This is a genomic window from Streptomyces sp. NBC_01092, assembly GCF_045039535.1.
Taxonomy (GTDB): domain Bacteria; phylum Actinomycetota; class Actinomycetes; order Streptomycetales; family Streptomycetaceae; genus Streptomyces.
Window position 1 is genome coordinate 8,933,332 of the sequence record NZ_CP108659.1, and the last position, 24,603, is coordinate 8,957,934.

The window sequence follows — 24,603 nt, forward strand, 5'->3', positions numbered from 1 at the left end:
CCCCCCGACGCTCACGGCCATGCTGGAGGCGACACAGCACCGGCCGAGACCGGAATCTGGGGTACGAGCGTGAGGCGGCAAGGCGGCAAGGCGATGACGATCGACGTGACGGTGCGGCGCGTGATTCCGCTGCCGCCCGAGTGGGTGGCCGGGTATGCCATGGACTGGCGTCACGACGCGGAGTGGACGCAGGGCATCCGTATGGCGGAGCTGACCCGGCAGGCGGACGACGGCGGGTTCGGGACGGGCGCCGAGGTCACTCGCACAGCTCGTTTCCTCGGCCGGCGCATCGACTACGTCCTGCGCGTGGCCGCGTACGAGCCCCCGCGGCTGCTGGACATGGTCTCCGTGGTTGCTCCCATGCCGATGCATGTCACGTACTCCTTCGAGCCGCACCCGCGCGGTACTCTCGCCGCCATCCGCGTCCGGGGAGGACCCGGTGGCCTCCTCCGCCTGGCCGCACCCCTGTTCTCCCGCCAGGTCCGCTCCTCCCTCACCAAGGACCTGCGCGATCTCGAACGCAGGGTCAGCGAGCAGCATGGAGGTGCCTGATGGCGTACGACGAGGGACTGGCCGAGCGGATCCGCGAACGGCTCGGCGCGGATCCCGATATCACCGAGAAGCGCATGTTCGGCGGGATCGCCTTCCTGTACCAGGGCAACATGGCCGTCGGCGTGACCGGCGACGATCTCATGGTCCGCGTCGGCCCGGACGCCACCGACGCGGCGCTCGCCCGGCCGGGGGCGCGGATCTTCGACATGACGGGCCGCCCGATGCGTGGCTGGGTCGTGGTCGCGGGCTCCGCTGTCGCCGAGGACGACGCGCTTGGCGCGTGGATCGACGAGGGACACGCCTTCGCGGCAACCCTGCCGCCCAAGTAGGCGGCACTGCCCTGGTGGGTCAGCCGAGGGCGGCGAGGGCGGCGAGGATGTCGGCCGGTTCGGCGCGGGTGGTGTAGTCGGTGTTGACGAAGGCCCAGCGGATGGTGCCGGTGCGGTCGATGACGTAGGTGGCGGGCAGGGGGAGGGTGCGCGGGTGGCCGTCGTTGGTGCGCTGGAGGTCGAAGCCGAGCTTGTCGTAGACGGCGGCGAGGTCGTCGGGGAGGTCGAAGGCGAGGCGGTACTGCTTGGCGGTGTCGGAGCCGATGTCGCTGAGGACGTCGAAGGCGAGGTCGTGCTTCTCGGTCAGGGTCAGGGACTCGTCGGGGATCTGCGGGGATACGGCGATCAGGCGCGCGCCGCGTGCGGTGATGGTGTCGTGGTGCTGCTGGAGAGCGCGCAGGGCGAGGTTGCAGTACGGGCACCAGGCGCCGCGGTAGAAGGTCAGGACGACCGGGCCGGCGGCGAGGAGGTCGTCCAGGGACCGGGATTCGCCGGTAGCCGTGGGCAGAGTGAAGCGCGGGGCCCGGTCGCCGACGGCCAGGGCGCGGTCGGCCTGGCCGGAGTCGGCGAGTTCCTGTCCGGATCGCCGCATGATCTCCCGTACCTTGGCGGGGATCTGCTGCTGACGCGCTTCGTAGAAGGTGCGAAGTTCGGTGTTGAGGGTGGTCATGGTGCTCGTTCCTCCTGGTTGGCGACTGGAGCGGGACCGGCCGCGACGAAGCGTCCGAGCGGTACCCGCGAGCAAATCTTGAAACGACCGTTCCAAGATAAGGCTATGCGTGGTCCCACGCCAGCCGTGCGGAGTTGTCGATGCGTCAGAGGCTGGTGAACGGGCGATGGTCGGTCAGGGCGAGAGCCCGGATGAAGGCGCCGAGATGGACCACACGGCGGGCGACGAAGCGGCGGAGGCGGGGTGACTGCGACCCGTACGCGGCCGCCCAGAGGGCTGGTATGCGATTCATGGGGGCATGGTCGCGGCGCGTGGGCGCCCACCGGGCGGATCGTGGACGAAGCTGGACGCCTTCGCGCTGGTGGGCGACCTGCCCCCTCTGTGTCTGTCAGCACCTTTGCGGCGTGCTGAACGGGGAGTATCTTGGAACCTCTATTTCAAGATGGCGGGGTGAAACATGCCGGACATCAAGCACTTCGATCCGGATGCCACCTTGGAGACCGTGGTGCGACTGTTCTGGCGGCAGGGCGTGGCTTCGACCGGGATCCAGGACGTGGTGACCGCGACCGGACTCAACCGTTCCAGCCTGTACGCCACGTTCGGCGGTAAGCAGGAGCTCTACCTCGCCGCGCTGCGCCGCTACATGGAGCAGCGGTCCCAGCCGATGTTCCGGCGCCTGGCCGAGGACGAGCGGGGCCTGCCCGCAATCTCCGAGTTCTTCGGCGGCCTGATCAAGGCCCGCTGCTCGGGTGAGTACGCGAGCTGGGGCTGTATGGTCTCCAACGCGCACGCCGGGGCCGAGAACAGCGATCCCGAGGTACGCGCCGTCCTGGACCAGCACCACCAAGAGCTGCGCGAGGCAATGTACGCCGCCCTCGTCACCGCCGACCGCGACGGGCAGCTCGCCCCCGGCGCCGACCCCGGAGCCTCCGCGGATCTGCTGGCGCTGCTCGCCTATGGCGTCAACCTGCGCTCCCGTGCCGGTGCGGATGCCGCGACGCTGGGCAAGACGGTGACCGCCGCCCTGGACTCGATCGGCGTCCGGGCGGCGGCATAGACGTGCGCGGGGCTGGCTCTCAACTGGGGTTGGGGGAAGGTGAAGTGTCCGGACGGACGGCATGCGCCGCCTTCGCTTCCGCTTCTGCCGCATCCGCCGTGTAGTCCCCGGGGGACGTGACGTCGATGCCCTCGGGGGCCTTGGCTGCCTTCAGGACAAAGGTGAGGACGACCGTCACGACCACATTCAGGACGAATGCCGTGAGGCCGATGTAGCCGATCTCCCCGATGCCCGGGATCTCCTTCGCCGAGCCGCCGAGGTGCTTCTGCGTCGGGGAGGCGACGCCGTACGCGGCGACCGTGCCGTAGATCATGCCGACCGCCCAGCCGGCCAGCAGGGCCCAGCGGTGGGACCAGCGGGTGAACAGGCCGCCGACCAGGGCCGGGAAGGTCTGCAGGATCCAGATGCCGCCCAGCAGCTGGAAGTTGATCGCGACCGTCTTGTCCATCGTCAGGACGAAGACCAGTGCACCGACCTTCACCAGCGGGGAGACCAGCTTGGAGACCTGGGTCTCCTGCGCGGGCGTCGCGTCCGGCTTGATGAAGTCCTACACCCCGATGTGCCGGACGGTGTACTGAAATTGAGCGAGGCGGGGTATCGCCTGACGGCGATGACCAACGGCAGCGTCGCAATGACCGAGCGGCTACTGGACAAGGCCGGAGTGCTGGACCGCTTCGAGTCCCTGTCGGACGTACATGGCCCGCGCTGCTGGAAACCAACGCCGGCCGCCTACCACTACGCCGTCGAGCGGGTCGGCGTACGGCCAGACCAGGCACTGATGGTCGCCGTGCATCCCTGGGACATCGACGGAGCCCAGCGAGCGGGACTGGAGGGTGCGTGGCTGCGGCGCGGAGTGTCGTTGTATCCGCAGACGGTGACCCCACCCAGGTACAGCACGCAGGACCTGCGGGAACTTGCGGACATGCTGACGGCCGAACGACCGTGATGTCGTCCGTCGCGGCGCGCTGGGCGGGGTCCGTCAGTGGGTCAACGGCTTGCTCTGCCTGGCAAGTGCCTCATCTTGACCAATGGCAACGGCGGATGGGCTTCCGCACGGACGTGCGCAGGGTCATCTCCACGCTGCCCGACCTCATGTCGATCTACCCCACGCACAGCAGGCAGCGCCGGCGTACTGAGAACATGGCGGGCCTAGCAGCAGGAGGCGAGGGGCATGCGCACCTGGCAGGAGGAGCTCGATACCCTATGGGCCTCTTTACGCCGCCACGCAGGCCATGAGCAGGCGTCGGCGTAGCGGCGTGCGCGTATGTGGCAGCGGATCGGATCGGCCAGTGCGCGGCCGAATCGGGCCAGCACCTCAAGGGAACAGTGGACTGTTTGCGGCCGGCGCCGACACCAGCTCCGCACTGTAAGCGAGGTCACCGAAGGGGCCGAAAGTGCCGCGCTAACGTCGCAGACATGAACTCTCCCGACCTGTTCGGAGGTGGAGGCTCATGATGCGCGCTGTGTGGCGCGGCGCGGTACTCGCTCAGGCGGAGCGCACCGTCGTAGTGGAAGGCAACCACTACTTCCCACCCGAGTCGCTCGACCGCGCGTACTTCACGGAGAGCCGGACGCGGTCGCTGTGCTTCTGGAAAGGGCTCGCCCGCTACTACACGATCACCGTCGACGGCCAGGTCAACCGGAACGCAGCCTGGTACTACCCGCATCCCAGCCCGCTCGCCAGGCGGATCACCAACCACGTCGCCTTCTGGAACGGGGTCTCGGTCGAAGAAGTCGTGCCGGAGGAACACTCGTGACCGGCGCCGCCCGTCTGGTGCGGATCGCGGCATGGACGTCGGGTGTGGGCGGCGGACTGGCCGCCGCCTACCTGGGGCTGGTGACCGGGGCGCTGCCCGTCGACGTGGGTGTGGGGCGGCGCGTACGCCCGCTGGGGCCGCAGACCGTGGATATCGCGGCACCTCGGGAGGTGGTCTTCGACGTGGTGGCCCAGCCGTATCTGGGCCGCACTCCGCGGGCGATGCGGGAAAAGCTGAACGTGTTGGAACGCGGCAGCGACTTGGTGCTGGCCGAGCATTTCACCCCCGTCGCGGGCGGGCGGCTGACGGCGGTCACCGTGGAGACCGTGCGTTTCACCCGGCCCGAGCGCGTCGACTTCCGGCTGGTCCGTGGCCCGGTGCCGCAGGTGACCGAGTCCTTCGTGCTCAGCGAGCACGGGTCTGGGACGCGCCTGGTGTACGAGGGAGAGCTGGGCACCGATCTGTGGCGGGCCGGAGCCTGGTGGGGTCGCATGGTGGCCGCCCGGTGGCAGGTGACCGTCGCCGGATCGCTCGCGGCCGTCCAGGAGGAGGCGGAGCGTAGGGCCTGGCCCTGACCAGTAGGCCCGTCAGGGATTCGGCGCTGCCTGGCCGCCGAGCGCGGCCAGGGCGGCAGTCACCGTCCTGCCCAGGTCATGTGCATCCGCTCCGGCGCGGGAGCGGAGGTTGACGCCGTACGCGAGCAGTGCCAATAGGTCGGCGGCAGCGCCGAGGGCGCAGCCAGGCGAGAGCTGCCCCTGAGTATCGGCGGTGTCGAGTGCCGCGTACATCGCGTCCCGCAGCTCCTGGTGATGCCGGTCCAGGAGGGCGCGCACCTCGGAGTCACTGTTCTCGGCCCCCGCATGCGCGTTGGAGATCATGCAGCCCCAGCGGGCGTACTCGCCGGAGCAACGCGCCTCGATCAGGCCGGCGAAGAACTCGGCGATGGCCGCCAGTCCGCGCCCGTCCTCCGCGAGGCGCCGGAACACCGGCACGGAGCGGTGCTCCAGGTAGCGGCGCAGCGCGGCGAGGTAGAGCTCCTGCTTGCCGCCGAACGTGGCGTACAGGCTGGAGCGGTTGAGCCCGGTCGCGGTCACGACGTCCTGGATCCCGGTCGAGGCCATGCCCTGCCGCCAGAACAGGCGGACCACCGCCTCCAGAGCCGCGTCCGGGTCGAAGTGCTTGATGTCCGGCATTCCTCACCCGCCGACTTGAAACGAGGGTTCCAGGATACTTCGGGCCGCACATCTCGGAACGGTCGTTCCGAGTTAAGCGACCCTGACCCCCGGAGGTCCATCCCCATGACCCTCAACGCCGAGCTGCGCACCTTCTACGAAGCGCGTCAGCAGCAGATCCCCGCCAAGGTACGGGAGATCATGCGGCGATCCGGACAGGAACTCGCCGACTCCGGCCAGGCCGACCGCGCCCTGGCCGTCGGCGACCGGGCCCCGCGCTTCACTCTGCCCACGGCTACCGGCGAATCCCGGTCCCTGGACGACCTCCTCGCCGCCGGCCCGGTCGTCCTGACCTTCTACCGCGGCGCCTGGTGCCCGTACTGCAACCTCGCCCTGCGCGCTCTCCAGCAGCACCACGACACCATCACCGCACGCGGCGCGCGCCTGATCGCCGTATCCCCGCAGATCCCCGACGAGTCCCTGACCCTGACCGAGAAGCACGACCTCGCCTTCGACGTCCTCAGCGACATCGGCTCCGACACCGCCAAGCAGTACCGCCTCGCCTTCGACCTCCCCGACGACCTCGCCGCCGTCTACGACAAGCTCGGCTTCGACCTCCAGCGCACCAACGACGGCCACCCGCGCACCCTCCCCCTGCCCGCCACCTACGTCATCGACCGCACCGGCACCATCCGCTGGGCCTTCGTCAACACCGACTACACCACCCGCGCCGAACCGGCCGACATCCTCGCCGCCCTCGCCGCGCTGGCCTGAAGCAGGCAGCCCGAACAGAGCTGGTGCCGTCAGGGCCTGTCAGGCATGGGCGAGTTCGGCCGCACCGAAGGAGACGTCGAACCGGTCGCACCAGATGCTGATGCTGCTGAACCGGGCCGGGTCGACGTCTTCGGGCAGGGCGTAGTTCTGGCTGCCCTTGTTGCCCTTGTTGCCCTTGAGCTTGCCGAGGCTGACGTACTTCCCGTCGTCGAAGACGTGCCAGCCGGTCTTCCCTTCCTTCACCGGTGCGTCGGTGAGCCACACGCGCAGGTCGGGGCCGTTGCTGGTGTCGAGGTTCTCCAACCGGACGACGTGGGAGCCGTCGGCCGGCCGTACGAGTTTCACGGTGCCCGATGTCGTGTGCTCGTGGCTGATCAGCTCACCGCTCGCCAGCGTCTGTGGTCCGGCGGCGGTTGGCCGCGGAGGGCAACGCCGTCGTGTACGCGCTCACCCCATGGGGCGCTGGGCTGCGGGAGCCGATTGAGGGCCTCATCCGCTGGTCCACGCCGCTCATGGTGCGCGGGCCAGGCGGCGACCGCTTCCACGCCGAATGGCTTGTCGTCGCCCTCCGAGCCCTGCTCGTCGGAAGGGCGACCGCACACCGGTCATCGACGGTGGGGATCGCGGTCGACGACCAGTTGCTCCAGGTGCGGGCGACGCGCTCGGGCATCGAAGTGAGCCTGCATGATGGTCGCGATCTCGATGCCGTCCTGCGCGCTGACGCCTCGATCGTCGTCGGGCTGGCAGCGGGTGGGCTCACCCTCAACGACACCCTTGGGCTCGTCGACATCGAAGGCGATGAAGCTGCCGTACGAGCCGTCTTCGACCCGAAGCGCGCCCAAGTCGGCGACTCCATAAGCCAATGAGGCCGTTCCATCTTGAAGTTGCTGGTCACGGGGCTGGTGTGGGGCGGGAGTGAACGGCTCGTGCTGGTGGATGGGGTGATCCCGTGTGGTGATCGTCTGCCATGCCGGTTCAGCGGCTGATCGCAGTCCTCGTCAGGACGAGCAGGGCCCGAAGCAGTGCGGTCGCGTGTTTCGCGTTCAGGCGGAGCTTCGTGAGGATGCGCCTAGTTCTTGAGGTCGGCGAAGCCGTGCTCGCTGGCGGCGCGTTCGCGGGCAACGAGCTTGTTCGCTTCCTTCTGCGCCTTGGTGAGCCGACGGCCACGGGCCGCACGGCAGCCGGTAATGACCACGGGGTGGTCAGGGTCGTCGTCCAGGCCGAGGAAGCCGAGGTCGCAGATCGCGGCGAGGTTGGCGGTGCGCAGGTGGGAGGTGATGTGGTCGTGCCGGGCTGCGGTGACGTCGTGGGTGCGGCCGCTGCGGGCGGCCGAGACCCATATGAGGTTGCCGCGCTCGTCGGTCAGGGCGAGTACGTGCAGGCCGTGCATCTTGCGTTTGCCCGAGTAGTTGGGGCGGTCGGCATCGCCGGTGCGGCGCCGGGTGGGGATGAGGGTGCCATCGATCAGTACGACCACGCCACCGATCCGGGTGATCCTCTTCAGTGCCCGCTGGAGGCGCTCGGCACGGGCGGCGAGAAGATGGATCACCTCCAGAAGCCAGCGGCGCACGGTCGAGGCGGAGACCTCGTAGGCGGCGGCCATGTCCGCGAGCCGCTGGTCGTGGCGCAGGACAGCGAGGACGATCAGGGCCGATCTGGCCCGGCGGAAGCTCGCGCCATCTGGAGCGGATCTTCTTCGGATGGCCGCGGATGAGGCCGGCGACCAGGTCCAACGTGGCACTCGACAGCGGCAGACGGCACTGGTAGACAAGCTGGTCCAGGCTCTCGGCGGACTGGATGTTCTTCGGCATGGACACCCTGACTCCCGCCGGGGCTGTCTGTAACGGCAGGTCCGGTCAGTTGTCGTTGCTGTCACCACTCGCGAGGCAGTACCGGCCCGCGGGGGTGCGGTGCAGCCAGCCGCGCTCGGCGAGCCGCTTCAGCTTCGCGCGCACCGCTTCGACCTGGCCGGGCAGGGTCCCCAGGCTCAGCTTTACGCTCACCTGACCGGCCTTGACCGGTTTTACCGCCTCTGTCACCACACGGATGATCTCCTGGTAGTCCTCGGGCAGCACCTCCGCTTCCATACGTTCTCGCGGTGCGGCACCAGGAGCATCCCGCCCGCACCGGGTGCGGTGGTGACGCGCTCGAAATCCACGTCCATCCCCGCATCGTCGGCCTAGCCGGCACCCTCGGCGTCGAGGAACTGACCGATCACGAGTTCGGCGGCCTTCAGCCGGGCCACCTCCGTCTCGATCTCCATCTGTTCCTTGCGCAGCGCCCCGGCAGGCTCCCCGAGCACCCTGCGCCGCGGCATGACCCACGTCAGCACCTCGGCCATCCGCCACATCCCTCCGTCCGCGAACTCCCCGTCCCCGGCGGACAGTACGAGCACGGGCCGACCGCGATACGCGAATCCGGCAAAACGGCAAAACGGCAAAACGGCAGACGATCACCTGCTGACGATCATCAACACGACCAGCACGAGCCCCCGAAGCCACCTGACACCAGCCCCGTGACCAGCGACTTTCAAGAGAGAATGGCCTCAGTCTTCGTAGCCCTTCAGGAGGAAGAGCCAGACCTCGCTGACGGTGGGGAAGCAGGCGATGGCGTGTCGGAGGCGTTTGAGGGGGACTTCGCCCGCGACAGCGATGGTTGCGGAGTGCAGCAGTTCACTGACGCCGGGGCCGACGAAGGTCACTCCGAGGAGGATCTCGCGGTCGAGGTCGACGACCATGCGGGCCTGGCCCTGGTAGCCGTCGGCGTACAGGTTGGCGCCCTGGGCCTGGGTGAAGTCGACGTCGACCACCTTGATCCGGTGGCCGGCCCGGGTTGCCTGTTCGGCGGACAGGCCCACTGCTCCGGCCTCGGGGTCGGAGAAGAAGACCTGGGGTACGGCGTGCTGGTCGGCGGTGGTGGCGTGGTCGCCCCAGGGCCCGTTGTCCAGCGGCTGCCCCTTGGCGCGGGCACCGATGGCGTCGCCGGCGGTCCGCGCCTGGTACTTGCCCTGGTGGGTGAGCAGCGCGTGGTGGTTGACGTCGCCGAGGGCGTAGAGCCAAGCGCCCCCCACCTCGCGGACCAGGCAGGTCTCGTCGACGTCCAGCCACGACCCGGGGGTCAGGCCCACGGTGTCCAGGCCGATGTCGTCGGTGCGCGGCGCGCGCCCGGTGGCGAACATGACCTCGTCGGCCTCCAGGCGGGTCCCGTCGTCCAGGCTCAGTGTGACCGGTCCAGCCGGGTCGGGGCGGCTGAGCCCGGTCACCGAGACGCCGATGCGTACGTCCGCGCCTGCCTCGGTGAGCCCTCGGGCGACCATGTCGCCGACAAACGGCTCCATCCGGGGCAGCAGCGGGCGGCGGGCCAGCAGGGTGACCTGGGCGCCGAGACGCTGCCAGAGAGTGGCCATCTCCACGCCCACTCCGCCGCCGCCGACGATGGCCAGCCGGCCGGGCACGGCGTGCGAATCGGTGCCCTGCCGGTTGGTCCAGGGGCGGGCTTCGTCGATGCCAGGTATGTCGGGCAGTACGGGCCGGCTGCCGGTGGCGACGGCGACCGCGTGCCGCGCGGTCAGGGCGCGGCGCGCACCGTCGGAGGAGGTGACGGTCACCTTGCGCGGTCCGTCGATCCGGCCCTGTCCGCGGAACAGGTCGGCGCCGATGGACTTGACCCAGTTGGCCTGCCCGGAGTCGTCCCAGTCAGTGACGTAATGATCGCGCCGGGCGAAGACCCGCGCCGTGTCGAGGGGCCCGGTGACCGCCTGGCGGGCACCGTCCACCCGGCGGGCGTCCGCGACCGCGATCACTGGCCGCAGCAGAGCTTTGCTTGGTACGCAGGCCCAGTACGAGCACTCTCCGCCCACCAGCTCCCGCTCGACCACGGCGACAGTCAGGCCGGCCGCGCGGGCGTGGTCGGCGGCGTTCTGGCCGACCGGACCCGCGCCGAGCACGATCACGTCGTAGGTACCGCTTGTGGCTTTTTCCGATGAGGTGTTCATGATTCCATCGTTCCTCTGTACGCGGCGATCCGCTCGGCTCATGCCCGGCGGGGCGTGACCTCGGGGAAGTCCAGTTCGGTGCCCGCCAGCTCGTTGAAGTAGTTCGTCAGGACGTTCAGCGCCACGTTGGCGACGACCTCGGCGATCTCCGCATCCGTGACGCCTGTGTCGTGGGCGGCCCGCACCGCCGCGTCGCCGCGCTGTCCGCGGTCCTGGAGGACGGCCAGGGCGAGGGTGAGGACGGCCTGGACGTGCGGGTCCACGGACTTCGCGTCGCGGGCCGACAAGCAGTAGGTGCAGTTGTTGAACTCCGCCGTGAGGATGGCGATCCGCTCACGCACCGGGAAGGGCAAAACACCGGAGCTGAGGGCACCGTTCATGGCGAGGTAGCCCTTCACGGCGGCGGGGCTGTTCACCAGCACCTTGAAGAGGTTCGGGACGGAGCCCAGTGCCTGCTCCGTTGCTTCGAGCTGAGCGGCGGCCTTGCCGATGGCGGTGGAGGGGTCGATTTGGGGGGAGATTGGGCATGGAAGTGATCCTTAAGGTCGATCGAAGCGGCCCTGTGTTGGGCGGTTGGCGGCTGAGGGGAATCCGGTCAGAAACCGGGGAAGAGGGCGCGTAGGTCGTCCAGGGTGATCGAACCTGTGGCCGTCACGGGGTCCTGGGGCCGGTTGCGGCCGTAGACGAGCCGCAGCACCGACTCCGCGGGGCCGGTCAGGAAGCCGGTGGCACCGGTGGGACGGGCGGGGTAGAGGTGGAGTTCGGCGTCGATGTCCAGGAGCAGCGTCTGCTGGGGGTCGGTGACCTCGACCTGGACGCACTGCGGCGCGAGGCTGGTGAGGGCGCCGGTGTCGCGGAAGCGGGCGGCAACCAGGTCGATCCGCCCCCAGAGCAGCCTCACGTCGGGAGCCGCGATGACAGCCTGGGCGTCCAGGGTCACGGCCACGTCCCAGGCGTGCACGACCTGTTCCGACAGCCGGTATCCGGCGTAGGCGGAAAGATCGAGCGGTCCGGTGAAGTACGGCACGCGGACGGACGTGTGCTCCGCGGCATCGACCGAGTCCAGGAGCGCCAGATGCCGCTCGTCGGCCTCCCGCCACGCGGCACGCTGTTCGACGGGGGACAGCGCGTCCCACCGCTCCCACACCGGCGCCAGCTCCTCGCGGACCGGGCCCCGCAGGTCGCCCTTGAGGCCCCTCTCCACGAGCGTGGTGCAGATCTCCGCGCCGCTGCCCAGGTGGGACAGCACCTGTCCGATGGTCCACTCCTTGGCGAACGACGCCCCGGCGAGCCGGTCGGCGGGCAGGTCGTCGACGACCTGCCTCAGCCGCCGGGAGGAGTCGTGCAGTGCGCCGATCCAGCGGTCGGCGGCGGTCACGCCGCGTCCCCGTTCCGGTACGGCAGGTCGGCGGCGGTCAGGCCCTCCAGCGCCATGCCCAGCTGAGTGCCCTCCGCCATCCGGCGGCTGATCCGCTGCCGCAGGGTGATGGCCAGATAGCGGGTGAGCAGCTGGGGCTTGGCAGCGAGCTGCCCGGCGAGTTCCTGTGCCCGCGGCAGCACCTGCTCCAGCGGCAGCACCTCGGCGACGGCGCCCCACCGTTCGGCCTGGTCGGCGGTGAAGGAGCCCTGGGTGAGGGTGAGGTAGCGGGTGCGGTTGACGCCGATGGCCTCCTCCCAGGCGATCTGGATGCCGTCGCCGGGCACGATGCCGAAGGTCAGGTGGGGGAAGTCGGAGAAGACGGTGGTGTCCGCGGCCACCACGATGTCGGCCAGCAGCGCGTATTCGCTGTGCACGGAGGCCGGCCCGTTGACGGCGGCGACGATCGGCATCTCCAGGTCCACCAGGCGCTGCATGACCCGGCGGCCCTCGGCGACGGTGCGGTCCCACTGCGCGGGCTTGGTGATGTCCCCGAGGCTGGCGCCGTCGATGTCGGTCATGAACCGGTCCCCGGTGCCGGTCAGCACCAGGACCCGGTTGTCGCGGTCCTCGCCGATCTCGAACAGGGCGCGCGGGAGGTCGGTGTGCAGCTGTCCCGTGAAGGTGGCCGGACCGCCGTCGGTGTGGAAGCGGACGGTCAGCACGCCGGAGTCCGTACGGCTCATGGCGATGTTCTTGAAGGCGGTGAAGTAGTCCGGGGTTGTACTGCTCATGGTGACTCCTCGTGTCGCGCGGCGCCGTCCGGTGCCGCCTCTCCACACAACCACCGGAGCCAGCCGGTTCGTAGCGTTCGTCCAGTCGCCTCGGAAGCACCCCCCATCAGGGATGTTTATGGCTCCCGGTGGTGTCGCGGCCCGTCGCTGTGGTGCCATGGGGCCATGGAACTGCGGGACATGCGTGCCTTCGCGGCGATCGTCGAGGAAGGCGCCTTGTCCGCGGCGGCCCGCCGGCTCCATATGAGCCAGCCCCGGCTCTCCCAGATGGTCCTCGCACTGGAGCGGGAATTCGGAGTCGACCTGCTCATCCGCAGCTCGACCGGCGTCCAGCCCACCGCGGCCGGCACCACCCTGCTCGCCGAGGCCCGCGGCGTGCTCGCCCGCTACGACCAGGCCGTCGCCGCCATAACCCGGCACGCCTCGTCCGGCGGCGGAGTGCTACGGCTCGGCATCCCCCTCGAACTGCCGTCCGGCTTTCTGACCCACCCGCTCTCCGCGCTCGCCAGCGCCTACCCCGAGACCCGGGTGGAACCCAGGCACATGTCCACCGCGGAGCAGCTGACCGCCCTGCGCGCGGGTGAACTCGACATCGCCCTGGTTCGGGAACGGCCGCTGGGCCCCGACCTGGATGCGATCAGGGTCATCGAAGAGAAACTGGGCGTGCTGCTGGCAGCCGATCGGGTGGCCGCGCTGGCCGGCCCGGACGGGGTACGCCTCGACGACCTCGCAGGGCTGCAGTGGGTCGGCTTTCCACGTTCCGGAAGCCCCGCCTGGCACGACGAGGTGACCGCGGTCCTGCGCGGTCACGGCATCGACACCGAAACTTCCGCCGTCGGCGGGCAGGTCCTCCTTGCCGAGGTCAAGCTGGCCGCGGTGAGCGCGGGAACGGCGTTCGCCCTGGCGCCACCGCACTGGTCCCACCCCCTGCCCGAAAACGTCGTCTGGCAGCCCCTGGCCGGCGACCCCCTGGTACGCCGCACCTGGGCCGTATGGCAGGCCGGGTCACACCGCCGCGACCTCGGCCACTTCGTCGTAGCCCTGGACAACCGCCACCCGGGATGACCCGCCTCCGCCGCCGCCCCCTCCGGACACCGGAGCCTCACAGCTCCCCGAGCCACCAAGCCTCCGGGCGGAACATCCTGGAGCCCTGGCAGGAGATCCGCCCGCTGCTGCCGGACCCGGCCTAGATGGAGCGGCGGGGCGGCCGACCGGAGGGTTACTGCCACTGCGTGATGCTGAAGGCGGTCTTCTACGTGATGAAGCACGGCATCTCCTGGCGGGCGATGCCGGTGGACTTCCCCCGTCCGGGACCGGGGTGTACGCCAATCTTCCGCCGCCGGCGCCTCCCGGACGTGCTAGACGCCCGGGAGGCGCTGGAGAACGAAACTCGCCGAACTGGCTGCGGAGCGCCGCACGGAGGACGACCCGGCGGCGATGCGTTCGGCGCTCGCGCATATGGCGCGGGAGATCGAGGAGGACGGTCACGGCGTGGAGGGCGGCCGCCCCTTCCACGCGGCGGTCACGGCGGCGCACAGCGCCCTGCTCGCGGAGCTCATGCGCTTCATCGCCGACCAGATCGCCGAGAGCCGGGCCGAGTCCCTCCGCCCCACCCGCTCCCTGGCCCAGCGCCGGGCCATCCTGGACGCGATCGCAGCGCAGCAGCCACGCCAGGCGGCCACAGCGATGGGATCGGGGGGAGGAGCACTAGCCGCCCTGCCGTCGCATTCACGGCATTGCGGCCGGCCGTGCAGTCACTTTCCGTATGCCTGGCGGAACTTGTTCATGGTCTCGGCCGTGGCCCAGTTCGCGCCGCACTGCGGGACGACGCCGTGCTTGTCGGCGGCCACGATGTAGTGGTCACCGTCCACGAACGTCAGACTCTCCGGCCGGTCCGCGCCACTGTCGAGCACCACCGTGTCGGTGCCATCACCGCTCAGCCAGTAATCGACACGGAAGGTGACCGAGGAGCCCTTGACGGAAGTGACCGTTCCTTCGAAGAGCGTCGGGTACTCGCGCAGCTGGTCGGGGAGGGGTTCCCCACACTTCTGGCCGGCGGAGCCGCTCTCGACGGTGAGAGCCAGCGGGCCGGCCGAGGTCGAGTGACCGTTGTCGCTGTTGGCCATGATTCCTCCAGCGACGCCGCCTCCGAGCACGAGCAGACCGGCGGCCGCCGCGAGTCCGAAGAGACGACGGCGACCCCGTCCAGCGGTGGCCTTCGCAGGGTGAGTCGTGATGTCAACGGCGGTGTTCGCCGACTGGGGCGTGGTGTCGGTGGTCAAGGTGGCCTCCACAAGGCGGTTGATGTCGGGCAGCGGAGCTGTTGGCGTCAGTGCCGGATCCGCAGCCTTCAGATGGGCTAGCAGCTCGTCGTCATTCACTGACTGCTCCTTCCTTCATCTCTCTTGTGTCCGGGCCGTTCTGTGTTCTTTCGCCCCAGCTGTGCGGCGAGTTTCTTTTTGGCCCGGTGGAGCCGGATGCTCACCGCATTGGAGGTCAGCCCGGTCGCTTCCGCGATCTGACGCGGCGCCAGTCCCTCCCACGCCCACAGCCGCACCACCTCCCGGTCCAGCGTCCCGAGGGCATCGAGCGCGGCATGTACGTCGCTGTGATCGGCGGCCTCTGCCGGAGGCTGCTGCTGTGTCTGCATCAGCCGCTCCACCAGACGGAGCCTGCGTCCGTCAGCACGAAGTGCATTTGCCAGGCATCCCCGTGCCACCCCATAGCACCACGGCAGCACGTCGTCGGGATCGGGCATGGAACCTGGTCTGAGCCCGGGCACATCGTCGATACGACGCCACAGCACCAGCATCGTCTCCGACAAGACGTCCTCGGCCGTGTCGGCGCTCGTCCGTCGCAGCAGATACCGGTGCAGCGGTTCCGCCACCACGTGCGCCAGTTCTTCGAAACGCGCCTGCTGTTCCCGGAGCGCTTCCTGTTCCGTCATGGATTCCACAACCCGACCTGTCCAGCAGCGGCCGGTTCCTTTCAGCTTGATCCTTAACGTTTGGCCTGATCTCGTTCGTAGAGGGTGCTGGGTCGTTTGACGGTTTTGCCCACGTCGTGGCGGGTGGCGGGGTGCCGGTTCTTGGAGCCGGGTGGGCGTCCGGGGCCGGGACGGCTGGGTTTGGGCACGCGGGCCGGGCAGGGCAAGTGAGGTCGGAGGTGTCGGAACCCGCGCCGGACGCGGGTCGGCGTGAGGACCGTGCCGGGGCGAGTGACCTTCTCCCAGGGTTTACGCTGGTCGGCGGCGAGCGGGGCGGCGAGGCGGAGTTGGGTGTGGGCGGTGATGACGAGCCAGGTCCAGCGGTCCGCCGCCTGTGGGTCACGCAGCCGCGGCCGGGTCCAGCCGAGCGTCTGTTTGAACAGGCGGAATGTGTGCTCCAGGTCGAATCTTCGCAGGTAGCACGACCAGACGAAAACGATGTCGTCCGGGCTGGCCCCGGTGGCAGAGGACCACAGCCACACCGGTGGCGCGTCGCGGTCGCCCGGCAGGTGATCGACCTTGAGGCGGATCAGCGTGCCCTCGATGATGGGGAGTTCGCTGTCGTGGTCGATCCAGGCGGAGCGTTGTTGGAGTTCCGGGTGGAGCCGGTCCCATGCCCGAGCCTCGGCCTTGCCGTAGCGGGGCGTGTCGTTCACCGTCACGACCGGCGGGCGGCTCCGGCCAGGTCTCCGGCTTCGCGAGGCGAAACTCCTTGCCGTGTTTGGGCGGTCGGCCGCCCTTGGGCTGGTAGACGCGGGGCGGGGCCGGGAGCCGCAGGTTACGGTCCGAGCGCAGGCGGCCGACCAGTTCGATCGGCAGGTCCCGCAGCAGCCAGGCCAGGCGCATCACGTCGTAGCCAGCGTCCATCACGATCAGCATGTCCCGGTCTCCGGGCCGCCACTGGCCGGCCGTGATGAGGCGTTCGGTTACCTGCCGGAGCTGGTCGGCGGTGACGGCCGCGGCGTCGTCGGCGGGCCCGAGCCGGACGGCGTCCAGAACGGCGGTCCACGACGTGCGGTCCGGCGTCAGGGCGGCGATGAAGGAGTACGGCCAGCCCGGGATGATCTGCGCGGCCGCGCGGGACCGGCCGTGGACGTGACAGAACAACCGCTCCGGCGCGCACGCGGCATCCGACCGCAGCCACGGGGAGACGTCCACGGTGAGCACGAGCCGCCCGTCGAAACGCGGCAACGGCAGCGACACCAGAAGATCCCGCAGCCGGTCCACGTCCAGGCCGCCGTGGTTCATCGCGCCGTACAGCGAGCCATAGCCGCGACGATGCTCGGCGGTCAGAGACAGCTCCACGGGCGTCTTCACCGGCCCATCCGCACACAGCAATGCGTCGGTGAGCTCGAAGAACGCGTCCGCCCGCGCCGACAAGCACCCGTAAAAATCGGTCCGGAAGCGTGACAGTTCCACGAATGAGTCTCGCTCCGCGACCCGTTCCAGCACTCTCATCACCACGGCCTTCTTCGTGAACACCCCGACCTCGTCGCAGAGTTCAGGATCATGAGAAGGCCGTACCCACGTCCGGCAATCACCCGAACGAGCGACCTGTCGAACGTCGATGATCAAGCTAGAAGTCCCATGGCGGCGAAGGCTGGTCGTTGCCATCGAAGACTAATGATCAGTACGTTCATGCACACGGCTGTCGTTCATCTGCCAGCATCTGCCGACGGGAAGGGAGCCACGGTGGACCAGGGGGTGGCGGCACTCGTAGGCGCCGCGATCGGTGGTGCGACGGCGACTTTGGCGGCCCTGATCGCCGGCCGGGCCTCGCGTCAGCAGGCTCGTGCTCAGCATCACTTGTGGCGGTCCCAGACACGTCGCGAGGTATACACGGCCTACGCCGCAGCACTCGACGCGGCCGTGGACGCCATTGATCCCGTTCGGGGGCAGGCCACCAAACTGCTCGTCGCGTACCTGAGACCAGCCGGAGCGGTTGAGAGCGTCGTGCTGGAACTGGCTGATGACGCTAGGGCGGAGGAGAGGCGACAGGCCCGGGAGCTTGTTGATGCCTTGCGCCCCTTCGGCGCCAAAGCCGCCGTAGAGGGACCGGAGCCTGTTCGCGCAGAAGTGCGCAGGTTGACACGCCATGTCGGCTCCTACCTGGACTCTTGCCTCGCAACGGTCGAGTCCGCGGCTGCCTTCACGGACGAGGCTCTCCGGAGCATGGCCCAGGAGACGATGAATCAAAGCCAGCAGGCTGTAAGGCGCTCACGCGAGACGTTCTTCGAGGAGGTCACCCACGCGTTGAAGAGCGAACCTCTGAGATGAGCTCTGCACGTGGACCTGCCCAGATCCAGCAGGTAAGTGGCCTCTTCCGGCAGTCAAGCCTCAACGACAAGCGATCAAGGTTCCGATGACACAGAACGCCAGACGTTAAGGATCAAGTTCAGAAGCTGCAGCTTTATCGATCTTGAGTGCGTTGTGATCGACAGTGGCCTTCGGGGCGAGTGACTCTGCGATAGCCGCGCACGAACACGTGTCGAGATACGGGCTCATCTGGCCCTGGCAAGATCAGCTCGTACGCGGACAACAAGGCCACTGGTGCAGTTCGAAGTTGCTGAAGACAACGAACGCGCACCGGGAGGCCCTGTTGTATGCGGTCGAAGCGGGCGGGTTCAACTTGGAGGGCGTGTCGTGCGCGGCCCCCCAGCATGCCCAGAATCCGCTGATACTCCGGCGACGGCGACGGCGACGGCTCAGGATCCCCGGCACCAGGGTGGCAGCCTCCGGCGCACCGCCCGGACCGGCGAGAACCTCGACCACGGTCTCCGGCAAGACAACGAACTGCTCCCAGTCGAGCTCGGCTTCCCGCAGCTCGGCCAGAACCCGGTCCGTCTCCTCCCGCAGGACCTCCACCCGCCGGGCGGCCACTCGTTCCCCATCCTCCAACAGCCCGATCACCGACGGCATCCGGCACCTCCACGACCGCGACGACGCGACGCACCGTCAGTGAGGTCTTTCAGCGTTGCCGCTCCAGGGTGAGGACCGCTGCTGCGATTGACGTCATTCGCTTCGGGCTGCACCGCGCTCCGCGGAAGATCCGCCAGGACTTCAGACGGGCAACTCCACCCTCGACCGGGGCCCGCGCCCTCGACAGCGCCCGGTTGACGGTCTGTTGGGTGAGCGACAGCTCGCCTCCCGCAGGCCGTCTGGTCGGTGTGGTCACCCACGCGCCGGCACCGATGTAAGCGCGATCGGCCAGGATCGGCACCCCCTGGCGCTCGCAGATCCTGATGATCCGATGGGTACGGGCCGCGGTCAGGTCATGGCAGCGCCCCGGCAGGGCCGGCGACAGCCACAGCACCTTGCCGTGAGGGTCCGTGACCACCTGCACGTTCACCCCATGGCGGCGGTGCTTGGCCGAGTAGTCGGCGCGGCCGTCGCCCAGGCGGTCGCACTCGGTCAGGGTGCCGTCGAGCAGGACGAACTCGGGGTCTGCCTCGCGCAGAGCGCGCAGCAGACCGGGCGCGCGGGCGGCCAGGAGATCGATGACCGCGGTGGTGTAGGCGTGCGCGGTGCCGACCGAGATGAGGCTCCTGCGCCGATGGGTTGAGACTTCGAACACCTCCCTCAACGGCACGGGAGCCTTGTGCGTTGTGGCCACGGTGCCTGTCACCCGATCGGTGGCCACCCTGAAAGACCTCAGTGTCATTCACGTTGATTACCCACTTGAGCTGAGGGAAGGATCGGGGCAGGCTGGCAGCCACCTTTCATGCCGCCCCGTTCGGCGGCACCTCGGCCGCGGACGGCAGTCAGAACCCGCTGCATCGGGGCCTCCGCGCGAAGACCTGCACGCATCCCGTTGCCACGCACATTCCGCGCGCGACGGCATCGACGCCGTCGAATGCCCAGCGGCCGGGACTGCCTCAAGTCACACGACTCCACACTGACGGACCAGTGCTTCCTCGCATGTGGCAGTGGCTCACGGCCTTGTGCCCGAGGGCGCCGGGGCCTGGTCCTTTGCCGTGTTCACCTCGCGGAGCGGTTGTGCTCTGCCCTGGCTGCGGTCGGTCATGCCCTGGCGGGCCGGGCCGGTGCCTGGCTGGCCCGCGTCTTTGGGGTGTCCGTGAGCCGGAGCACGGTCCTGCGCCTGGTCGACGTTCTTCCGGAACCGGAGGTGCCCGCGCCGCGCGTGGGCGGTCGCGACGAATCAGTCCGCCTCCTTCTCGGGTCCCGATCCTGCGGATCTTCGTGAACGGTTCAGCAATGGCAAGGCCGTCAGAGGAAACACGACCACTGACAGCAGGCCTGCCGCCACCAGCGCGGCGGCGTTAGCCGGTCGGATCGCATCCAACTTCAAGCCGATCGTCGTCGCAGCCACGATGACCGGGAGCGAGGTGGCCTGCAGGAGTCCGCTGGCCATGACCTCGGCGCGCGAGAGGCCGGCGCGGCGGTAGGCCAATGCGGGCACTCCACGAACGAGGAGGAGTGCGGCAAGGAACATCGGTACCCGCAGCGCCGTTCCGGCGTCCGCGAACAGGGCGCCAAGGTCGAACTGGATGCCGCTCGTCACGAAGAAGACCGGGATGAGAAACCCATAGCCTAGGCCATCCAGTTTGACGTGGAACTGCGGGTGCGTCTCTTCGGAGTCGGGGTCGACCAGCCGTAGCACGGCCCCTGCGATGAAGGCACCCAGAACGGCCTCGAATCCGAGATGCAGGGCGACCGCGGATAGACCAACAAGCAGAACCATTGTCAAGCGGACCCGGACTTGAGCGCTCGTATCCGCCAGGTTCATTACCGTCTGGGACAGCCACATGGAGCGTCCTGCGCGTATTGAGGCCACCACGATGAGCACCATCAGGCAAGCAAGGCCGAGCAGGAGAAGCAGTCTGGAGGCCGGGCCCGATGCACGCTCGGAGAAGAACAGCGACAGCAACACCACAGCGCTGATCTCACCTGCCGAGCCTCCACCGATGGTCAGTTGGCCAACTGGCCGGTCGACCGCGTCGGCGTCCTTGAGGATCGGGACCAGAAGCCCCAGAGACGTGGCCACCAGCGCGGTGCCGAGGAGCAGCGGGCTCTCGAACAACCCGGCGATGTGCAGCATCCAGCCGACGGTTGCGGCCAGCGCAAGTGTGCCGGCCAGACCAATACCGACGAGCCTCGCCCGCGGCCCGCGTAGTTGCTGGAAGTCGATTTCGAGCCCGGCAAGGAACAGCAGGAAGCTCAGTCCAATGATCGACAAGGCCTGAACGGTGGCGTCCGGCTGTACCACATTCAGCACCGCCGGGCCAAGAACGACGCCAGCCACGATCTCGAGGACGGGACCCGGGAGAGGGACGCGGGGCACCAGGGCGAGGAGGAACGGGACGCCAGCGGCCACCGCGAGAACGATGACCAGATTGTCGTACGGCATCGTGACTCCGGCGGCCGGTCGGCGAGGCAAGGGTTCTGCCCCACATTGCCCCATCGGATGGTGTTATGGCCGGTCGAAGAATCAACCGGCGCGTCTCGGCCGCTCCGACAGGTCTGCTCTGCGCAGTTCGGCGAGCAGGGGCTCGTGCAAGCGAGGCGGGGCTCCGGCCTCGGTCCGGTTCCGCGGCCGGCGTCAGCTGGTCACCCCGGAACACCGCGGCCACCGCATAGTGATACGGCAGGGCAATCGCCGTGCGCGGTAACGACGGGCGAGCTCCTGGGGGTGGCCGAGCCAGACCAACCGCCGCTCCTGCACCGCCTCGGCCACCCGGAACGGGACTCCACAGCCCCACCCCGGACCAGAGGGCGAAACACCCGTCGTCATGCCGACGGTCAGTCCAGCAGCCGGTCCAGATCAGCCCGGCGTCCCGGGACTCCCGCGCGGGGTCGGGCAGCGCGGACGTGCGGTGCCGGTATGTGCGCGGCACCAGGTCATACTCTGGGGCATCCAGCCCGTTGCGATGCGCGGAATCCGTAAGCGAATCAGAGACGTGAGACATAGAGCATTCCTTCCAATGCCTCTTGAGATGAAAGGGAATCCGGCGTTACGTGGACGTGGTGTCCGAGGAGCCGCTGTCCGCCTCGGCTCTGGTTTGAAGCGAAACAGTAGAGAAGCGCTCGACCCTGGACACGGCATGCCGCGGAAGGTCCTTTCGGGGACGAGGTTTTCGCAGTCTGCGGGAATTTCTGGGCATGCAGGACCTCATTCGCCGCCTGCCTGGAGTGACGTCGACTCGCGTCGATGCGATCGAGATCATATTCGGTCCCGACCAGACCGACTTCCGCACGCTGTTGGAGTTTTTCTTCCAGATCCACGATCCAACGACGAGGAACCGCCAGCAGAGGAAAGTTGCGGAGGATACCGTCGCCGATGTCGACGCATCCGGCCTGTGGCTAGCGAGAGATTGATGGCGGGCGCCTAAGCGGTCGCGTCGTGCGAGCGACTTGAGAAGGTCACTGGCATTCAACGGAGATTCGTGGGGCTGACACGGCCGCCATGGTGCGGGGGCTGTGGGCGTCACTGATGTGGGGGCGTGGAGCCTTCAGGATCCGGCAGTGTCGACGATGATGTTGGTGCGACCATCAGGTGGCGGATTCCATCGTGCAAGGTGCTCCAGCGCCTCCTGCCGAACGCACCCGCAGCGAGATATGTTGCCCCTTCCTGACGGGTGCGCCAAGTCGAAGGTCTGATGCGCACAGGTTGGTCTCGCCGACGTCGCGGCGGTCCGTCTTCTGCGCGTCCGAATCCCAGGTGGGCCGCCCACTCCTCCATGTCGCTCAGGATCAAGAGGGCACAGTTCTGCGGGACGCGCGAGCACGCCACGGTCGACGGCTTCCCGGGCTGCCGATCGTGGCGGAGGGCGAGAACGCTCACGGTTGGTTACGCTGTCGATACGATGGGTGGTGAGCGAGACATGGTCACGCGCGGTTTCACGGGACGTCCTCGACGCACGGAAGGCGCGGTCCCGCCGGGGCAGTTCGTCACCAGTGACTTCCCGGTCCTCACGGCGGGCCCGACCCAGCACGTACCGACCCGCGCGTGGGAGCTGACGGTCACCGACGGGACCACGGAGAGGACCTACGCGTGGGCGTCGCTGCGCGATCTGGGCGTGGTGGACCTGACCACCGACATTCACTGCGTCACGCACTGGTCCAAGCTCGGGACGACCTGGCAGGGCGTTCCGGTGGCGGCCGTGCTGGAGGACGCCGGGGTGGCCGACGAGCCCTACGCGCTGGTGTCCTCGTACGGCGGCTACACCACGAATGTTCCGGTGCAGGACCTGGTCGACCGCGAGGCGATGGTCGCGGTGGGCTACGAGGGTGGTCCCATCCCCGCCGAGCACGGCGGGCCGGTTCGGCTGCTGGTGCCGCACCTGTATCTGTGGAAGTCCGCCAAGTGGTTGCGCGGGATCCGGGTGATGCGCGAGGACGAGCTGGGGTTCTGGGAAAACGCCGGCTACCACCACCGCGGTGACCCGTTCCTCGAACAGCGCTACTACGGTGACTGACCGTTCAGCCATGCCACCGCGCGTGCGCCCCGTTTGCGGCTGGCGAGCCGCCACCGTCGCCGGAACGGCGCGTGAGAGCGCCTCCGCGCGCAGCATCCGGCTCGCCGTCGCCGGCTGGCCGGGGCATATCGCCGGCCAGCACATCGACGTCCGGCTCACCGCCGAGGACGGGTACCAGGCCACCCGCAGCTTCTCGCTGTCCTCCGCGCCCGGGGAGGCGCCGCAGATCACCGTGGAACGCGTGGACGACGGCGAGGTGTCTCCGTACCTGGTCGACGTCGCCACCGACGGTGATGCCCTGGAGATCATGGGACCGGTGGGGGGCTATTTCGTGTGGCGGCCCGGCGACGACGTACCGCTGCTCCTGGTCGCCGGCGGCTCCGGCATCGCGCCGATGCGCGCCATCTGGCGGGCCGCCCGCGCTCACGGCACTCCGGTGCGACTGGTGTACTCCGCGCGCACCGCGGACCGGGTCATCTTCGCCGACGAGCTGCGCGGTCCCGACGGGCCGGAGAGCACCGTCCATCTGACCCGGGAACGGGCGGCGGGGTTCGAGCACGGCCGGCTGAGAGCCGAGCAGCTGAGCGCGCTGCTTCGTCCCGGTGGTGTTCGCGAGCCGCTGCTGCGGGCTTACGTATGCGGCCCGACCGCCTTCGTCGAGGAAGCCGCCCGCGGACTGATCGGCGCCGGCTTGGACGCCGACTCGTTGAGGACCGAGAGGTTCGGATAGGAGGCCCGCAGTGAACGCAGAGGAAGACCTCCTCTCGGTGCCCCCGGAGGACGGCTATGTGGACGGCAACGCCGTCGCCGGGGCGATGTCGCTGGCCTTGGGCCGGGACGCAACCACGATCGTCCTGGAGTGTGCCGAGTGCGGGGATCGGCACCGCGTCGCCGAGACCAGGGTCTATCTGCGCTGCCCAGGCATGGTGGTGCGCTGTCCTGCGTGCTCGGCGTGCGAGGTGCTGCTCGTCGACCGACCACGCCGGCTCCAGCTCACCCTGATGTCGATTCGTGTGTTGGAGCTGCCCTGACCCCCGCCCCGCCGGGCGATGACCGAGAGGCGGTGGCCGAGCGGCGTGCTCGGGCGGCCCGGTCGCAGGCGTGCGCGGACATCGTCGACGCCCTCGGACGAATCCATCGGCACCACGCACACATTCACGACCTCGTCACTCCGACACCAGGCCGGGTCCTGTTCGGGCCGGCGGTCACGATCTCCTTCTTCCCCTCCTGTTCGGTGATGGTGGACCCTGAGACCCACACCTTCGGCGCTCTGTTCCGGCAGGCGGTGGGCGTCGAACCCGACGATGCCCGGGGCAAGGTGCTGGTACTGGCGAGCAACGGCCACCGCGACGTCTCCATCGGCGGCGGCACCAAGCCTTCCCTGCTGGCGCGCTACGGCCTGGCCGGTGTGCTCACCGACGCACGTCTGCGAGACTTCGCCCAGCTGCAGTCCTACCCCTTCGCGGCCTACTGTTCCGCGGAAGCCGTGCGATGGGGCGGCGATGTGATCACGCCGTACCAGGCGAACGTGCCGGTCGTGGTCGCGGAGGTGGGCGTGCACCCAGGGCAGTACGTCTTCGCCGACGACTCCGGCGCGGTGGTGATCCCCGAACCCGACATCGACGCCGTGCTCGACGGAGCCGTGACGGTGGGCAAGGAGGAGGCCGCGTTCCGTGCCCAGGTCGAGCAGGAGCGCACGACCACATAGCCGACACGGTCGGTCCG

Annotated in this window: 27 protein-coding genes and 7 pseudogenes; 16 read left to right on the forward strand and 18 right to left on the reverse strand. The window is 68.9% G+C overall.

The window, feature by feature from the left end:
* Nucleotides 1-93 precede the first annotated feature (93 nt).
* Nucleotides 94-552, forward strand: a complete 459-nt coding sequence (locus OG254_RS40395) for an SRPBCC family protein (protein ID WP_405592280.1) — start codon at nucleotides 94-96, stop codon at nucleotides 550-552.
* Nucleotides 552-881 carry a TfoX/Sxy family protein gene (locus OG254_RS40400; RefSeq protein WP_405592282.1) on the forward strand — a complete coding sequence of 110 codons (330 nt, stop codon included), beginning with the start codon at nucleotides 552-554 and terminating at the stop codon, nucleotides 879-881. The genes OG254_RS40395 and OG254_RS40400 overlap by 1 nt, the downstream gene beginning before the upstream one ends.
* Before the next feature lie 19 nt (nucleotides 882-900).
* Here OG254_RS40400 and OG254_RS40405 read toward each other — a convergent pair whose 3' ends face one another.
* Both OG254_RS40405 and OG254_RS40410 read right to left on the reverse strand, forming a co-directional pair.
* Nucleotides 901-1,551 carry a peroxiredoxin-like family protein gene (locus tag OG254_RS40405; RefSeq protein ID WP_405592284.1) on the reverse strand — a complete coding sequence of 217 codons (651 nt, stop codon included), beginning with the start codon at nucleotides 1,549-1,551 and terminating at the stop codon, nucleotides 901-903.
* A gap of 145 nt (nucleotides 1,552-1,696) precedes the next feature.
* Nucleotides 1,697-1,843 carry a hypothetical protein gene (locus OG254_RS40410; protein WP_384776634.1) on the reverse strand — a complete coding sequence of 49 codons (147 nt, stop codon included), beginning with the start codon at nucleotides 1,841-1,843 and terminating at the stop codon, nucleotides 1,697-1,699.
* A 165-nt stretch (nucleotides 1,844-2,008) separates the two neighbouring features.
* Between OG254_RS40410 and OG254_RS40415 the strand changes: the two genes are divergently transcribed.
* Nucleotides 2,009-2,608 carry a TetR/AcrR family transcriptional regulator gene (locus tag OG254_RS40415; protein ID WP_405592287.1) on the forward strand — a complete coding sequence of 200 codons (600 nt, stop codon included), beginning with the start codon at nucleotides 2,009-2,011 and terminating at the stop codon, nucleotides 2,606-2,608.
* 19 nt (nucleotides 2,609-2,627) lie between these two features.
* Here the strand turns inward: OG254_RS40415 and OG254_RS40420 are convergent.
* Nucleotides 2,628-3,155: pseudogene (locus OG254_RS40420) on the reverse strand (sodium:solute symporter); the annotation flags it as partial.
* Between OG254_RS40420 and OG254_RS40425 the strand changes: the two are divergent.
* The 3 genes and pseudogenes from OG254_RS40425 to OG254_RS40435 all read left to right on the forward strand — a co-directional run.
* Nucleotides 3,069-3,554: pseudogene (locus OG254_RS40425) on the forward strand (HAD family hydrolase); the annotation flags it as partial. The pseudogenes OG254_RS40420 and OG254_RS40425 sit on opposite strands and share 87 nt — an antisense overlap.
* Nucleotides 3,555-4,059: 505 nt before the next feature.
* On the forward strand, nucleotides 4,060-4,365 hold the full coding sequence (locus tag OG254_RS40430; protein WP_405592289.1) for a DUF427 domain-containing protein: 306 nt from the start codon (nucleotides 4,060-4,062) through the stop codon (nucleotides 4,363-4,365).
* Nucleotides 4,362-4,940 carry an SRPBCC family protein gene (locus OG254_RS40435; RefSeq protein WP_405592291.1) on the forward strand — a complete coding sequence of 193 codons (579 nt, stop codon included), beginning with the start codon at nucleotides 4,362-4,364 and terminating at the stop codon, nucleotides 4,938-4,940. Before OG254_RS40430 ends, OG254_RS40435 begins: the two co-directional genes overlap by 4 nt.
* A 12-nt stretch (nucleotides 4,941-4,952) precedes the next feature.
* On the opposite strand, the gene OG254_RS40440 is transcribed toward OG254_RS40435, so the two are convergent.
* A complete protein-coding gene (locus OG254_RS40440) occupies nucleotides 4,953-5,558 on the reverse strand; it encodes a TetR/AcrR family transcriptional regulator (RefSeq protein WP_405592293.1) in 606 nt (201 codons plus the stop codon).
* Nucleotides 5,559-5,663: 105 nt separating this feature from the next.
* Between OG254_RS40440 and OG254_RS40445 the strand changes: the two genes are divergently transcribed.
* Nucleotides 5,664-6,311 (forward strand): peroxiredoxin-like family protein, encoded by a 648-nt coding sequence (locus OG254_RS40445; protein ID WP_405592295.1) that lies wholly within the window; start codon nucleotides 5,664-5,666, stop codon nucleotides 6,309-6,311.
* A gap of 39 nt (nucleotides 6,312-6,350) precedes the next feature.
* Here OG254_RS40445 and OG254_RS40450 read toward each other — a convergent pair.
* A pseudogene (locus OG254_RS40450) lies at nucleotides 6,351-6,734 on the reverse strand (DM13 domain-containing protein); the annotation flags it as partial.
* Between the two features lie 14 nt (nucleotides 6,735-6,748).
* Here OG254_RS40450 and OG254_RS40455 point away from each other — a divergent pair.
* Entirely contained in the window at nucleotides 6,749-7,177 is a 429-nt protein-coding gene (locus tag OG254_RS40455) for a hypothetical protein (protein ID WP_405592297.1), read from the forward strand.
* A 203-nt stretch (nucleotides 7,178-7,380) separates the two neighbouring features.
* Here the strand turns inward: OG254_RS40455 and OG254_RS40460 are convergent, their stop codons facing one another.
* From OG254_RS40460 to OG254_RS40490, 7 genes are all read right to left on the reverse strand, one after another.
* Complete coding sequence (locus OG254_RS40460; protein WP_405592299.1) at nucleotides 7,381-7,914, reverse strand: transposase family protein; 534 nt, start codon at nucleotides 7,912-7,914, stop codon at nucleotides 7,381-7,383.
* A 253-nt stretch (nucleotides 7,915-8,167) separates the two neighbouring features.
* Nucleotides 8,168-8,398: a hypothetical protein gene (locus tag OG254_RS40465; RefSeq protein WP_405592301.1), complete on the reverse strand. Its 231-nt coding sequence runs from the start codon at nucleotides 8,396-8,398 to the stop codon at nucleotides 8,168-8,170.
* Between the two features lie 92 nt (nucleotides 8,399-8,490).
* Nucleotides 8,491-8,706 carry a hypothetical protein gene (locus OG254_RS40470; RefSeq protein WP_405592303.1) on the reverse strand — a complete coding sequence of 72 codons (216 nt, stop codon included), beginning with the start codon at nucleotides 8,704-8,706 and terminating at the stop codon, nucleotides 8,491-8,493.
* 150 nt (nucleotides 8,707-8,856) lie between these two features.
* A complete protein-coding gene (locus tag OG254_RS40475) occupies nucleotides 8,857-10,305 on the reverse strand; it encodes a dihydrolipoyl dehydrogenase family protein (protein ID WP_405592305.1) in 1,449 nt (482 codons plus the stop codon).
* 38 nt (nucleotides 10,306-10,343) lie between these two features.
* Nucleotides 10,344-10,727, reverse strand: coding sequence for a carboxymuconolactone decarboxylase family protein (locus OG254_RS40480; protein WP_405592307.1), 384 nt, complete (start codon nucleotides 10,725-10,727; stop codon nucleotides 10,344-10,346).
* A 173-nt stretch (nucleotides 10,728-10,900) separates the two neighbouring features.
* Entirely contained in the window at nucleotides 10,901-11,683 is a 783-nt protein-coding gene (locus OG254_RS40485) for a maleylpyruvate isomerase family mycothiol-dependent enzyme (protein ID WP_405592309.1), read from the reverse strand.
* Entirely contained in the window at nucleotides 11,680-12,456 is a 777-nt protein-coding gene (locus OG254_RS40490; protein ID WP_405592311.1) for an enoyl-CoA hydratase/isomerase family protein, read from the reverse strand. The genes OG254_RS40485 and OG254_RS40490 overlap by 4 nt, the downstream gene beginning before the upstream one ends.
* Before the next feature lie 165 nt (nucleotides 12,457-12,621).
* Here OG254_RS40490 and OG254_RS40495 point away from each other — a divergent pair, with 165 nt between their 5' ends.
* Together OG254_RS40495 and OG254_RS40500 are read left to right on the forward strand one after the other, a co-directional pair.
* Nucleotides 12,622-13,521 carry a LysR family transcriptional regulator gene (locus tag OG254_RS40495; protein ID WP_405592313.1) on the forward strand — a complete coding sequence of 300 codons (900 nt, stop codon included), beginning with the start codon at nucleotides 12,622-12,624 and terminating at the stop codon, nucleotides 13,519-13,521.
* Between the two features lie 269 nt (nucleotides 13,522-13,790).
* Nucleotides 13,791-14,145: pseudogene (locus OG254_RS40500) on the forward strand (FadR/GntR family transcriptional regulator); the annotation flags it as partial.
* Between the two features lie 65 nt (nucleotides 14,146-14,210).
* Here the strand turns inward: OG254_RS40500 and OG254_RS40505 are convergent.
* The 3 genes and pseudogenes from OG254_RS40505 to OG254_RS40515 form a co-directional block, all read right to left on the reverse strand.
* Entirely contained in the window at nucleotides 14,211-14,837 is a 627-nt protein-coding gene (locus OG254_RS40505; protein WP_405592315.1) for a hypothetical protein, read from the reverse strand.
* Nucleotides 14,834-15,403 carry an RNA polymerase sigma factor gene (locus OG254_RS40510; RefSeq protein WP_405595484.1) on the reverse strand — a complete coding sequence of 190 codons (570 nt, stop codon included), beginning with the start codon at nucleotides 15,401-15,403 and terminating at the stop codon, nucleotides 14,834-14,836. Before OG254_RS40510 ends, OG254_RS40505 begins: the two co-directional genes overlap by 4 nt.
* Before the next feature lie 53 nt (nucleotides 15,404-15,456).
* A pseudogene (locus OG254_RS40515) lies at nucleotides 15,457-16,900 on the reverse strand (NF041680 family putative transposase).
* Between the two features lie 165 nt (nucleotides 16,901-17,065).
* Here OG254_RS40515 and OG254_RS40520 point away from each other — a divergent pair.
* A complete protein-coding gene (locus OG254_RS40520; RefSeq protein WP_405592317.1) occupies nucleotides 17,066-17,719 on the forward strand; it encodes a hypothetical protein in 654 nt (217 codons plus the stop codon).
* 243 nt (nucleotides 17,720-17,962) lie between these two features.
* Here OG254_RS40520 and OG254_RS40525 read toward each other — a convergent pair whose 3' ends face one another.
* From OG254_RS40525 to OG254_RS40535, 3 genes and pseudogenes are all read right to left on the reverse strand, one after another.
* Nucleotides 17,963-18,361 (reverse strand): hypothetical protein, encoded by a 399-nt coding sequence (locus tag OG254_RS40525; RefSeq protein WP_405592319.1) that lies wholly within the window; start codon nucleotides 18,359-18,361, stop codon nucleotides 17,963-17,965.
* Between the two features lie 49 nt (nucleotides 18,362-18,410).
* Nucleotides 18,411-18,980, reverse strand: a pseudogene (locus OG254_RS40530) (transposase family protein); the annotation flags it as partial.
* Nucleotides 18,981-19,601: 621 nt separating this feature from the next.
* Nucleotides 19,602-20,810 carry a cation:proton antiporter gene (locus OG254_RS40535; RefSeq protein ID WP_405592321.1) on the reverse strand — a complete coding sequence of 403 codons (1,209 nt, stop codon included), beginning with the start codon at nucleotides 20,808-20,810 and terminating at the stop codon, nucleotides 19,602-19,604.
* A gap of 752 nt (nucleotides 20,811-21,562) precedes the next feature.
* On the opposite strand from OG254_RS40535, the pseudogene OG254_RS40540 reads away from it, so the two are divergent.
* The 5 genes and pseudogenes from OG254_RS40540 to OG254_RS40560 form a co-directional block, all read left to right on the forward strand.
* Nucleotides 21,563-21,763: pseudogene (locus OG254_RS40540) on the forward strand (peptide-methionine (S)-S-oxide reductase); the annotation flags it as partial.
* A 503-nt stretch (nucleotides 21,764-22,266) separates the two neighbouring features.
* Complete coding sequence (locus tag OG254_RS40545; protein WP_405592323.1) at nucleotides 22,267-22,878, forward strand: molybdopterin-dependent oxidoreductase; 612 nt, start codon at nucleotides 22,267-22,269, stop codon at nucleotides 22,876-22,878.
* A 10-nt stretch (nucleotides 22,879-22,888) separates the two neighbouring features.
* The gene (locus OG254_RS40550) at nucleotides 22,889-23,608 is read left to right on the forward strand and encodes an FAD-binding oxidoreductase (protein ID WP_405592325.1); all 720 of its coding nucleotides are present in this window, start codon (nucleotides 22,889-22,891) and stop codon (nucleotides 23,606-23,608) included.
* Nucleotides 23,609-23,618: 10 nt separating this feature from the next.
* Complete coding sequence (locus OG254_RS40555; RefSeq protein WP_405592327.1) at nucleotides 23,619-23,909, forward strand: DUF6510 family protein; 291 nt, start codon at nucleotides 23,619-23,621, stop codon at nucleotides 23,907-23,909.
* A 32-nt stretch (nucleotides 23,910-23,941) separates the two neighbouring features.
* Nucleotides 23,942-24,586: an RraA family protein gene (locus OG254_RS40560; RefSeq protein WP_405592329.1), complete on the forward strand. Its 645-nt coding sequence runs from the start codon at nucleotides 23,942-23,944 to the stop codon at nucleotides 24,584-24,586.
* The last annotated feature ends 17 nt before the right edge of the window (nucleotides 24,587-24,603 follow it).